Annotated in this window: 13 protein-coding genes and 2 tRNA genes; 5 read left to right on the top strand and 10 right to left on the bottom strand. The window is 70.0% G+C overall.

Features of this window, described 5'->3' with window-relative positions; genetic code table 11:
• Positions 1 to 25: 25 nt before the first annotated feature.
• Both ACRDPS_RS21290 and ACRDPS_RS21285 read right to left on the bottom strand, forming a co-directional pair.
• Positions 26 to 119: transfer RNA gene (locus ACRDPS_RS21290), tRNA-Ser, on the bottom strand.
• Positions 120 to 163: 44 nt separating this feature from the next.
• A complete protein-coding gene (locus ACRDPS_RS21285) occupies positions 164 to 658 on the bottom strand; it encodes a hypothetical protein (RefSeq protein WP_431503663.1) in 495 nt (164 codons plus the stop codon).
• 90 nt (positions 659 to 748) lie between these two features.
• Here ACRDPS_RS21285 and ACRDPS_RS21280 point away from each other — a divergent pair, with 90 nt between their 5' ends.
• The gene (locus ACRDPS_RS21280) at positions 749 to 1,054 is read left to right on the top strand and encodes a hypothetical protein (protein WP_431503662.1); all 306 of its coding nucleotides are present in this window, start codon (positions 749 to 751) and stop codon (positions 1,052 to 1,054) included.
• 12 nt (positions 1,055 to 1,066) lie between these two features.
• Here ACRDPS_RS21280 and ACRDPS_RS21275 read toward each other — a convergent pair.
• The 4 genes from ACRDPS_RS21275 to ACRDPS_RS21260 all read right to left on the bottom strand — a co-directional run bounded on the left by ACRDPS_RS21275 (position 1,067) and on the right by ACRDPS_RS21260 (position 4,175).
• A tRNA-Ser gene (locus ACRDPS_RS21275) sits at positions 1,067 to 1,154 on the bottom strand.
• 42 nt (positions 1,155 to 1,196) lie between these two features.
• Positions 1,197 to 1,427: a biotin/lipoyl-binding carrier protein gene (locus tag ACRDPS_RS21270; protein WP_431503661.1), complete on the bottom strand. Its 231-nt coding sequence runs from the start codon at positions 1,425 to 1,427 to the stop codon at positions 1,197 to 1,199.
• A 62-nt stretch (positions 1,428 to 1,489) separates the two neighbouring features.
• Positions 1,490 to 3,313 (bottom strand): hypothetical protein, encoded by a 1,824-nt coding sequence (locus ACRDPS_RS21265; RefSeq protein ID WP_431503660.1) that lies wholly within the window; start codon positions 3,311 to 3,313, stop codon positions 1,490 to 1,492.
• Between the two features lie 85 nt (positions 3,314 to 3,398).
• Entirely contained in the window at positions 3,399 to 4,175 is a 777-nt protein-coding gene (locus ACRDPS_RS21260; RefSeq protein ID WP_431503659.1) for a carbon-nitrogen hydrolase family protein, read from the bottom strand.
• A gap of 23 nt (positions 4,176 to 4,198) precedes the next feature.
• Between ACRDPS_RS21260 and mobA the strand changes: the two genes are divergently transcribed.
• The 3 genes from mobA (at position 4,199) to ACRDPS_RS21245 (ending at position 6,488) form a co-directional block, all read left to right on the top strand.
• Entirely contained in the window at positions 4,199 to 4,768 is a 570-nt protein-coding gene (mobA, locus tag ACRDPS_RS21255; RefSeq protein WP_431503658.1) for a molybdenum cofactor guanylyltransferase, read from the top strand.
• A gap of 137 nt (positions 4,769 to 4,905) precedes the next feature.
• Positions 4,906 to 5,880 carry an NAD(P)H-quinone oxidoreductase gene (locus ACRDPS_RS21250; RefSeq protein ID WP_431503657.1) on the top strand — a complete coding sequence of 325 codons (975 nt, stop codon included), beginning with the start codon at positions 4,906 to 4,908 and terminating at the stop codon, positions 5,878 to 5,880.
• A gap of 14 nt (positions 5,881 to 5,894) precedes the next feature.
• On the top strand, positions 5,895 to 6,488 hold the full coding sequence (locus ACRDPS_RS21245; protein WP_431503656.1) for a bacterial proteasome activator family protein: 594 nt from the start codon (positions 5,895 to 5,897) through the stop codon (positions 6,486 to 6,488).
• A gap of 36 nt (positions 6,489 to 6,524) precedes the next feature.
• Here ACRDPS_RS21245 and chrA read toward each other — a convergent pair whose 3' ends face one another.
• Positions 6,525 to 7,685 carry a chromate efflux transporter gene (gene chrA, locus ACRDPS_RS21240; protein WP_431503655.1) on the bottom strand — a complete coding sequence of 387 codons (1,161 nt, stop codon included), beginning with the start codon at positions 7,683 to 7,685 and terminating at the stop codon, positions 6,525 to 6,527.
• Between the two features lie 159 nt (positions 7,686 to 7,844).
• Here chrA and ACRDPS_RS21235 point away from each other — a divergent pair, with 159 nt between their 5' ends.
• On the top strand, positions 7,845 to 8,060 hold the full coding sequence (locus tag ACRDPS_RS21235; RefSeq protein ID WP_431503654.1) for a hypothetical protein: 216 nt from the start codon (positions 7,845 to 7,847) through the stop codon (positions 8,058 to 8,060).
• Between the two features lie 256 nt (positions 8,061 to 8,316).
• Here the strand turns inward: ACRDPS_RS21235 and ACRDPS_RS21230 are convergent, their stop codons facing one another.
• From ACRDPS_RS21230 to ACRDPS_RS21220, 3 genes are read right to left on the bottom strand one after another with little or no spacing between them, the layout of a single operon-like run.
• Positions 8,317 to 8,895: an NUDIX hydrolase gene (locus tag ACRDPS_RS21230; RefSeq protein WP_431503653.1), complete on the bottom strand. Its 579-nt coding sequence runs from the start codon at positions 8,893 to 8,895 to the stop codon at positions 8,317 to 8,319.
• Between the two features lie 10 nt (positions 8,896 to 8,905).
• Positions 8,906 to 9,235, bottom strand: a complete 330-nt coding sequence (locus tag ACRDPS_RS21225) for a YnfA family protein (RefSeq protein WP_431503652.1) — start codon at positions 9,233 to 9,235, stop codon at positions 8,906 to 8,908.
• Positions 9,232 to 9,867, bottom strand: a complete 636-nt coding sequence (locus ACRDPS_RS21220) for a histidine phosphatase family protein (protein ID WP_431503651.1) — start codon at positions 9,865 to 9,867, stop codon at positions 9,232 to 9,234. Before ACRDPS_RS21220 ends, ACRDPS_RS21225 begins: the two co-directional genes overlap by 4 nt.
• Between the last annotated feature and the right edge of the window lie 23 nt (positions 9,868 to 9,890).

The following is a 9,890-nucleotide window of genomic DNA, read 5'->3' as shown; positions in this document are numbered from 1 at the left end:
TGAAGGGGGCCAAACGCATTGAAACTGGCGGAGGCGGAGGGATTTGAACCCTCGATGGGGTTTAAGCCCCAAACTCGATTAGCAGTCGAGCGCCATAGACCAGACTAGGCGACGCCTCCATACCGCGCGAACAGGCTAGCAACACCTACGCACCTGGGACCAATCAAGAGGCTTCGGTAGGTCCGGAGGCCGGATCCAGGGGCTTGATCGTGGCCTTCAGATGACCTTGGAGCTCGCGCACGAACTGCTCGCGGTCGACACCGAGGATGGTCACCGGGATCGTCGTCGTGCCGCCCTGCTTGAGCCGCAGCTCGAGGCAGGGCGTACCTCCGGGCATCGTGGTCACGGCCTCCTGGATATCCGCCCAGCGGGCCTCGCGGACCCCGGCACCCCGCACGAACGCGATCCGGTAGCCCTGGGCGCTGGCGCGCAGGACGTACGCCTTGTTGCGAAGCCACCAACCGAACCCGACCACCACGGCGATCCCGAGGACCAGCGGGATGAAGAGCCACGCGAAGTCGATCTCGGCCGCGATGACAACGGCCGTGCCGGCGAAGACGAGGAGCGCGAGGCCGACGACAGCGGCGCCGAGAAGGCGGGCCTGCACGGTCGGGGCGAGACGGTAGTAGGTGAGCTCAGCGGATGGCACGCGTTCCATTGTGGCCGACACGGGCAGCCGGAGCCGCATCCGCTTGATCCTTTACGTGACCTAGGTCACAATCTGTTCATGACAGGTGTGCTTCCAAATATGTCGGATGCTCTTCGGGCCCTGGATACCGCGATCGCCGCTCCCCGTCCTGGGGCCAACGTCGGACTCTGGCGCTGGGGTGTGCGCCAGCGGCTCGGCGGCGTACGCGCGGCTCTGCTGATCCTCGACACGGGTCAGGAGTGGCATGCCCTCACCGACGTCAGCGCGCTCCGCGATCGGGGCACCCTGCTGAGCCGGCTGGCCATCCTCGCCGACGACGTGCTCGACCGCATCGACCTCGAGGATCTTCTCCTCGAGCTGCGCCGGCTGATGATCGATGTGGACCGGCACCTGCAAGAGGTCTAGTCCGGTCCGACCTGGTAGAGGGAGCGGGATTCGAACCCGCGGTAGGTCTCCCTACGACCGCTTTCAAGGCGGTTCCGATCGGCCACTCCGGCACCCCTCCATGCGCCCGTGGGCGCGGCATCAAGTCTAGTCGCCCTGGGGCTCAGGCGCTCAACTCGACGAGCACGTCGCCCTCCTGGACGACGTCACCGGTGGCGACCTTGACCGCCACCACGGTGCCCGGCGTCTCGGCGAGCACGGGGATCTCCATCTTCATCGACTCCAGGAGCATGACAGTGTCCCCGACTGCGACCTGGTCTCCGGGTTGAACGCCGACGTTGATGACGTTCGCGACCATCTCGGCAGCGATGGTGGTGGGGGTTCTGCGGCTCATACCCAGAACGTACGCGTTACCGGGTGGTAGGCCTAGCTAGTGTGGCGCACCAGACCAGCGTCTCAGAGCAGCGCGCGGGTGCGGCCGGGCTCCGGGCGCACGGCGCTCGCCTCGTCGGCCTCACGGGCCGCCCTGCGGCCGCCACCGGCCGCCACCGAGCCGGTGAGCGCGAGGTCGATGCGGATGATGATGAAGGCGAGCACCAGGCCGACCAGGATGCTGTAGACGACCGAGAGTCCGGCCTCGGCCAGACCCACGTCGGGGTTGAGGAACGTACTGGCGGCAGGCGCCGTGAGCGCGACGCCGAAGAGACAGACCCACCAGCCCTGCCGGCGGCGGGCGCGCATGTGGGTGCCCCAGACCAGCGCCGGGACCCCGAAGAGCGCCTGGATCGGGTGCGGGTAGCCACCGATGTGTACGCGGCACCAGTGCTGGATGTCGTCCACCGAATCGAGCAGCCCGGTGCTGCCGTAGCGACGCAGCATCTCGGCGTAGATCAGGGTCAGCGCGAGCATCAGCCCGCCGATGCCGACCACGATCGCGCCCCGCCTGCCGAGGCCGTGCAGGCCGGCGCCGAGGCGGTAGACGGCGAAGAAGGCGATCACGAGGGCGCAGGCAAGCGTGGCGTACTCGAATCGGGCGACGGTCACCACCGGCTCGAATCCGAGCGCTGCGAAGCTCCCAACCGCGGCGACGCCGACGGCGATGAACGTCTCGCGGATCGCCCTCGGGAAACGGCGCCCGGGGACGGTGCCCATCACCGCGAGGACCGCGGCCACGGAGGCGATCAGAACCGCCGCTCCCGTACGCAGGGCCTCGTTGTTCGTGAACACCACGACGAGTCCGGCGACGCCCGCCAGCGACCCGAAGATCAGCGGACGGCCACCGGTGCGGTGAGCCAGCGCGAAGGTGTAGGCGGTGCCGACGACGACCGCACCGAGGCCGCCGAAGAGCTGCGGACCGAGGTCGAAGGCGCTGATCGCGAGACCGAGCAGGCCGATCGCGAGCGCGACCAGCCAGATGACCCGGACGGTCCCGGCGGTCAGGCTCTCGATGATCCCGAGGCCGGCTCGGGCCGCGCTGGGAACGCGCGGCTGAGCCAGGAAGGAGGTCACCTTGGCCGCGGTCGCGGTGCGGCGGGTCTGCTGCTGCCCATAGCGTCCGTCCGGATCGCTGACCGGCTCCGCGACCGGATCGAAACGGCCGGACTGGTAGGGGTCGGCCTGATAGGGGACCGGCTGGTAAGCGTCGGCCTGGTAGGCCTCGGTCTGATAGGGATCGGGCTGGTACGGCTGCTGGACCTGGTGCTGAGGCGCCTGGGTGAGATCGGCCGTCCCGGCGTACGGCCCCGGTGTCGAGTACGCAGGTGCCCGCCGCCCGCCCGGCGCGTTCGGGCCACTCAGTGCCGGCGCGGGCTCGGGCGGGTAGCTCGGAGCCGCGTATCCCCCGTCGTATCCGTCGCCGAAAGGAGCCGCGGGCTCTGCCGACGCCGAGCGCGCGCGTCTGCCGGAGTAGCCCGCCTCGGGCTGACGTGGCTCAGGCTGACGCGGCTCGGGCTCGGCGGCGCGGCTGGCGATCCGGCGGCCACCACCGGGAGTTGGCGTGTCCTGGGGCGCCTGACGCTCGTCGTACCACGTCTCGTCGGCCCAACCGGTCTCGTTCCAACCCTGTCCGCCGGGCTGCTCGGTCCGGCCGGTGACCTGGCTGGTTTCCTGGCTGCTTTCCTGATAGCCGGCGGCGGCCCAGTCGTTCTCGGCCCACTGGTCATAGGCGAGCGCCTCGCTCGAGGTCGGCTCGACGTACGCGGGTGTGGGGGGTGCGCTGTGACCGGCTGCACGACGGCCACGCTTGCTCTTGTCAGCGCGACGGCGGGGGGCTCGGTCCATAGCAGACGAGGATACCGGGGCCGGGGTGAACCTAACGAGTCATCGATATCCGTTTACCGCTGTGACGACGACTTGTTGACGAGGGTCACATTCTGCGGTTGACCAGGGACGGGTTGGTTCGGCGCGCCTTCTCGAGCACATCCCGCTCGATCGTCGCGGCGACGACCTCGTCGCCCTCACCGGCCTCGACCAGCACGTCGCCGAGGGGATCGACGACCATCGAGTGACCGCAGTAGCGCGGCGCGGACTGGGCAGCGGCGGCGATGAAGACGGTGTTCTCGATCGCGCGGGCGCGCACGAGAGTCCGCCAGTGGTCGACCTTGCGCGGCCCGGCCACCCACGCCGCCGGCAGCACGATCAGCTCGGCACCCTGATCGACCAGCCCCCGCGCGAGCTCGGGAAAGCGCAGGTCATAGCAGGTCATCAGGCCTGTCGGCACCCCGTCGATGTCGACCACCACCGGCTCGATCCCTCCTGCGACCAGCGCATCGGACTCCTTGTAGCCGAAGGAGTCGTAGAGATGGATCTTCCGGTACGCCGCCTCGGTGCCGCCACGCACCAGCAGGGTGTTGAACGGCCGACCGGCGGAGTCGCCGCTGGTCTCGAGCATCCCGGCCACCACCGTGGTGCCACGCTCCTCGGCCACCCGGGTCACCTCGGTCCCGAACGCCCCGTCCTGGCCCTCGGCGTACGGACTCAGGTCGGATCCGGGCTTGCCGAAGTCCCGCGCGAAGACCTCCGGGAAGACGACCAGGTCGCTGTCTTGCGGTGTCAGCTCGGCGAGGAGCGCCCGGTTGGCGTCGGGCTCCAGGCCGGAGGCGTGCTGCACGAGGCTGATCCGAAGGCTGTTCCAGGTGGTCACGTCTCCACACTAGAGTCCGCGGTGTGAACGACTGGGACGAATGGGAGCCGTACGCCGCCGTGGTGCTCGCCGGGGGCCGCAGCTCGCGGCTCGACGGGATCGACAAGTCCGGGATCGAGCTCGGTGGCCGCACGATGCTGGCCTGGGCCCTGGATGCCGTCGTCGACGCCATGGAGGTCGTCGTCGTCGGTGATGCGGTGAAGACCGAGCGACCGGTGACCTTCGTCCGCGAGGATCCTCGCTTCGGTGGACCGGTCGCCGCGCTGCTGACCGGTGTGGACGCGCTGCTGACCCCCAGGGCGTACGTCGGGGTGACCGCTGTCGACATGCCGTTCCTGCGCCCGCGGACACTCTCCCGGCTCCGCGAGGCGGCCTTCGGCCAGGACGGCGCCGTGCTCGTCGGGCCCGACGGACGCCGGCAGCTGGCTCTCGTGCTCTCCACCGCGCGGCTCGCCGAGGTCCGACCGGACCACGAGGGGCAGCACGGCATGCCGTTGCGCAAGCTCCTGGCGGACCTGGAGCTCGTCGAGGTCTCCGCCGAGGGCGACGAGCACCGCGACATCGACACCTGGACGGACCTGAAGTCGCTCTAGCTGGGCCCGCGAGACATGTAACACGCTGTTCGTAGGACTACCAGGCCGTTCTGAACGACCGGATAGTCCGACGAACAGCGTGTTACACCTCGCCCGCGGCCGAACCCACCCCCTCCCGGAGCCCTAGGGTGGGTGGCATGCGAGCAGTTGTAGCCCAGCAGCCCGGAGGACCCGAGGTCCTCACCGTCACCGAGCTCCCCGACCCCGTCGCGGGACCTGGTGAGGTCGTGATCGACGTCGCCGCCGCGGGGCTCAACCGGGCCGATCTGCTGCAGCGACAGGGTTTCTATCCGCCCCCGAAGGGCGCCAGCGACATCATCGGGATGGAGTGCAGCGGCACGATCTCCGCGGTCGGCGACGAGGTCGAGGGCTGGCAGGTGGGCGACGAGGTGTGCGCCCTACTGGCTGGCGGCGGGTACGCGACGAAGGTCGCCGTCCCGGCCGGCCAGGTGATGCCGGTCCCGGACGGCGTCGACCTGGTCACCGCCGCGGCGCTGCCCGAGGTGGCGGCCACCGTGTGGTCCAACGTGTTCATGGTCGGTGGCCTGACCCCGGACGAGACCTTCCTGGTCCACGGCGGCGCCGGCGGTATCGGCACCATGGCGATCCAGCTGGCCAGCCAGATCGGTGCGCGGGTGCTCACCACGGTCGGTTCGGCCGAGAAGGCCGAGCTCGCCAAGTCGCTGGGGGCCGAGGTCGCCATCAGCTACAAGGACGATGACTTCGTCGAGGTCGCCAAGGTCTACGGGGGCGCCGACGTCATCCTCGACAACATGGGCGCGAAATACCTCGCCCGCAACATCGACGCGCTCAACCCCGAGGGACGCCTGGTCATCATCGGCATGCAGGGTGGAGCCAAGGCCGAGCTCGACATCAACGCTCTGCTCCGCAAGCGGGGCGCGGTGATCGCGACCAACCTCCGTGGACGTCCGGCCGAGCAGAAGACGACGATCTGCGCCGCCGTCGTGGAGAGCATCTGGCCGATGGTCGGGGCCGGAGACGTGAAGGCGGTCGTCCAGGACGTACTCCCGCTCGCGGAGGCCGCCGAGGCCCACCGGCTCATGGAGTCCGGCGAGCACAGCGGCAAGATCCTGCTGGCTACAACGCTCTAGGTAGGGTTGGGCGCATGACGCAGGAGCAGACCGGGGAAGTCGTGGTCATCGGCCCGGACGGGCAGCCGATCTCGGTGCCCGCCGACGTACTCAAGAACGCCACCGCACCCGAGCCCTCCGAGGACGAGGAGCGCGACGTCGCCGACCTCGTGGAGCAGCCCGCGAAGGTCATGCGGATCGGGTCGATGATCCGCCAGCTGCTCGAGGAGGTGAAGGCCGCCCCGCTCGACGAGGCCTCCCGCAACCGGCTCCGCGAGATCCACCACGCGTCGATAAAGGAGCTCGAGTCCGGGCTCGCGCCGGAGCTGGTCGAGGAGCTCGAGCGGCTCTCGCTGCCGTTCACCGAGCAGCAGACGCCGTCCGAGGGCGAGCTCCGGATCGCGCAGGCCCAGCTGGTCGGCTGGCTCGAGGGGCTCTTCCACGGCATCCAGACCGCCATGTACGCCCAGCAGGTCGCCGCCCGCGCCCAGTTCGAGCAGATCCGCAAGGGCCTGCCGCCGGGCGCGAGCCTCTCCCCCGATGGCCACCCCGCACCCGGCCAGGGCGGGTCCCAGCAGCCCGGCGGCCAGCAGGACCACGGCGACTCCTCGGGCGGGCTCTACCTCTAGGGCGCGGATGTTCACCGAACTTGCCTCGGTGAGCAATCAGGGCAGCGGCCCACCGGAAAGAGCGACCACGACACCGACCCCTGCCGCGAGCAGCAGGGTGAGCACCACCCCGCGCTTGAGGAGCAGCAGGAGTACGCCGGCGGCGGCAAGCACCACCCATTGCCACCACTCGCTCGTCGCCATCGCCAGCGGCACGGCGGAGCCGAGGATGGCGCCGATCGCGGCCGGGCCGGCGCCGTCGAGGAAGGCGCGCGCGAGCGGCGAGGAGCGCAGCGCCTCGAAGTGCCGTCCGCCGCCGATGATCAGCACGAAGGACGGCCCGAACGCGATCACCGCCGCAGCCAGCGCGCCGAGGAGACCTGCGGCGGCGAAGCCCACCACCGCCACGGTGTGGACCACCGGTCCTGGGGTGATCTGCCCGAGCGCCACCGCGTTGAGGAACTCCGCATCGCTCATCCACGCGTAGCGCTCGACCGCGTCGGACTGCATCAGCGGGATGATCACGAACCCGCCTCCGTACGACAGCGCGCCGACCTTGAACGCCGTCCACGCGAGTGGCGCGACGACGGCGGTGGTCAGCGCCCCCTGGGCCAGGAGCGGAAGCGTGACGAGCGACTGCAGGTCGTTCGAACCCTTCGACCCGTTCGAGCCCGTACGCCATGGCCTGCGCACCGCCATCTCGACGAGCCCGGCGCCGATGAGCACGAGGACCACCCAGGCCCCGGTAGTCGCAGCAGCGACGGTCCCGATGACGGCGTAGAGGATCCATCGCGTACGCGACGGGGTGCGGTCATACGAGGACGGCACGAGCGCCCATCCGGCCTGGACGGCGACCGCGGCGACCGCCGCCCCGGCACCGGCCCCCGCGCCGAGGACCCACGCCGGCGGGTCACCCAGGAACAGCGCCGCCAGGGCGATGATCAGCACCAGACCGGGAAGGATGAAGGCGAGGCCGCCGACCAGCGCTCCGGCCGTGCCACGCACCCGCCATGCGGTGAAGATCGCCAGCTGCGTCGATGAGGGTCCCGGGAGCAGGTTGCAGGTCGCGATGGCGTCCTCGAACTCCTCCGGCTCCACCCAGCCGCGGCGCTCGACAACGGTCTCCCGGAGCAACCGGATGTGAGCAGGAGGACCGCCGAACCCGAGGCACCCGATCCGGCCCCATTCCCGAGTGATCTCCGCCAGCGACGTGGTCATGACGCGCAGCGTACGGGACCAAAACATGTTTCTCAGATGTGGATAATCCGTAACCTCAATGTGTCCAAAACCTGCGTCATGACCGCGTCACGACTCCGTTTCCTCCTCGAAAGCCGCCGGACACGGCCGGCCAGCGATACCGCCGAGAAGAGGAACATCATGGCTACCACCACGATCACCGCCCGCCACCGCAGTGACCTGAGCGCCGTCGAGTCGATCCGCAACGACGTCCTCGACGCGGTCCGCAGCCTCCGCAAGAACGACTCCACCGACCACAAGCACCGCGGCGGGATGCCGCCGGCGGTGGGCACGACGATGTTCGGTGTCGCGGCCATGGCTGCGACCGGCATCATCGCGCTCGGCGTCGTCCGCTGATCATGCGTCTTCATCTCCGGTCCGTCGTACACAGCCTCATGCTGTGGGCCGACGCCCTGGGTCTGCTGAGGGGCAGGCGCAGGACGCGAGCGCGGGCGCGCACAACGGACTGAGTGTCGTCGCTCGAGCGAATCGGGGGATTCGAGCTCGAACCGATGACACACACCAGAGATCTCGTCATACCGGGGGATATCGACCAGATCTCGCAATGCCGCAGCCGACCATCATGAGGGGGATGGTCGGCTGTGGCGCGTCTTCAGGCCGGGACCGAGGACTCCTCCACCCACCCGCCATCGGCGGGATCGGCCGGCCCGTCTTCGGCCGCGGCGCGGCGTACGTCGGCGTCCTGCCACAGGTCGAGGAGCACCGCCGGCCAGATGTCCTCATCGGTGGCGGCGAGCTCCGACCGCGTCCACCAGCGGTGTTCGGCCATGGTGAGCAGCTCGTCCTCGGTGTGGCCGGCCGTGGAGACCTCGAATGCCGGCACCCAGCACGCGTAGAAGACGTCCTCCTGCTCGATGACCACGTCGGTGTAGCCGTGCACCACCCTCCGCCGCATCGTGGGACCGAGCAGGTCGGACCGAGCGACCTCGATGCCGGTCTCCTCCGCGAGCTCGCGCACCGCGGCGCTCTCGTCGCTCTCACCTGCGTCGATGCCGCCGCCGGGGGTGATCCACCAGCGCACGCCGGGGATGCCGGGGTCGGAGTCGGAGAAGAGCAGGAGCCGGTCGCGGTCGTCGATCAGCAGGACGCGCGCGGTACGTCGGGTGCGGCGCGGCCGCTCGGCCGGCGGCACCGGGACGAAGGTGCGCGGGGAGTCTTCCTCGAGGCCCATGAAGCGGTCCTCACCCACGCGGGGCATACATGATGACGCCCATCCCGGCCAGGCACAGTGCCGCGCCGGCGATGTCCCAGCGGTCCGGGCGGAAGCCGTCCATCGCCATCCCCCAGGCGATCGAGCCGACGACGAAGACCCCGCCGTACGCAGCCAGGATCCGCCCGAAGTGGGCATCGGGTTGCAGCGTGGCGACGACGCCGTAGAGGCCGAGCGCGATGAAGCCGGCGCCCACCCAGAGCCAGCCGCGGTGTTCACGCAGTCCCTGCCAGACCAGCCAGGCGCCGCCGATCTCGGCGAGGGCGGCCAGCACGAACAGGAGGAGGGAGCGGAGGATCAAAAGCCCTCGCCGATCAGGTGGGCGCCGCCGAGCGGGTCGTTGCTCCAGGCGGTCGTAGTCCAGCCGCCGTCGGGGTCGCCCTCCACGATCGCGTGACCGGTGTTGCGGATCCGGTTCTCGTCGCCGAACGCGGGCGACTGCTTGGTGCGCAGCCCGGTCCACATCCGGATCGCGGCGCCGTGCGAGACGATCGCGACCGTGTCGTCGGCCTCGTGCCGCTTGACCACGGACTGCACCGCGGCGTCGAAGCGCGCCAGGAACTCGTGCCCGGCCTCTCCACCCGGAACGGGGGTCTCGAGCGTGCCCCCGATCCAGTCGGCCAGCGCCTCGAGGTAGGCGGTCACCGACTCGGTGTCGGTGGCCATCTCCAGCTCGCCGGCGTTGATCTCCTCGAACCCCTCCTGCACGACGACCGGCAACCCGAGCCGGGCGGCGAGCGGAGCGGCGGTCAGCTGCGTACGCACCAGACGGGAGGCGTACAGACCGGCGATCTTCTCCCCCACCAGCGCATCGGGCACCGCCGCGGCCTGGGAGTGCCCGAGCTCGGTCAGCCCGGCCCCTGGGAAGGCAGTGTCGAGCGCCCCCGAGACGTTGCTCGGGGTCTGGCCGTGTCTGATCAGCAGAATTCTCATATGCGGGCCAGGGTACGGGACCC

Origin of the sequence: Nocardioides sp., assembly GCF_050699375.1 — a bacterium.
In the GTDB taxonomy this organism is placed as follows: domain Bacteria; phylum Actinomycetota; class Actinomycetes; order Propionibacteriales; family Nocardioidaceae; genus Nocardioides.
The sequence above is the reverse complement of the archived record's forward strand: the minus strand, read 5'-3'. Positions and strand labels throughout refer to the sequence as shown.

What these genes read in the sequence shown, in the direction of transcription:
- ACRDPS_RS21285 (WP_431503663.1), bottom strand. Translation starts at nt 658, where the DNA reads ATGGAACGCGTGCCATCCGCTGAGCTCACCTACTACCGTCTCGCCCCG.
- ACRDPS_RS21280 (WP_431503662.1), top strand. Translation starts at nt 749, where the DNA reads ATGTCGGATGCTCTTCGGGCCCTGGATACCGCGATCGCCGCTCCCCGT.
- ACRDPS_RS21270 (WP_431503661.1), bottom strand. Translation starts at nt 1,427, where the DNA reads ATGAGCCGCAGAACCCCCACCACCATCGCTGCCGAGATGGTCGCGAAC.
- ACRDPS_RS21265 (WP_431503660.1), bottom strand. Translation starts at nt 3,313, where the DNA reads ATGGACCGAGCCCCCCGCCGTCGCGCTGACAAGAGCAAGCGTGGCCGT.
- ACRDPS_RS21250 (WP_431503657.1), top strand. Translation starts at nt 4,906, where the DNA reads ATGCGAGCAGTTGTAGCCCAGCAGCCCGGAGGACCCGAGGTCCTCACC.
- ACRDPS_RS21245 (WP_431503656.1), top strand. Translation starts at nt 5,895, where the DNA reads ATGACGCAGGAGCAGACCGGGGAAGTCGTGGTCATCGGCCCGGACGGG.
- chrA (WP_431503655.1), bottom strand. Translation starts at nt 7,685, where the DNA reads ATGACCACGTCGCTGGCGGAGATCACTCGGGAATGGGGCCGGATCGGG.
- ACRDPS_RS21235 (WP_431503654.1), top strand. Translation starts at nt 7,845, where the DNA reads ATGGCTACCACCACGATCACCGCCCGCCACCGCAGTGACCTGAGCGCC.
- ACRDPS_RS21230 (WP_431503653.1), bottom strand. Translation starts at nt 8,895, where the DNA reads ATGGGCCTCGAGGAAGACTCCCCGCGCACCTTCGTCCCGGTGCCGCCG.
- ACRDPS_RS21220 (WP_431503651.1), bottom strand. Translation starts at nt 9,867, where the DNA reads ATGAGAATTCTGCTGATCAGACACGGCCAGACCCCGAGCAACGTCTCG.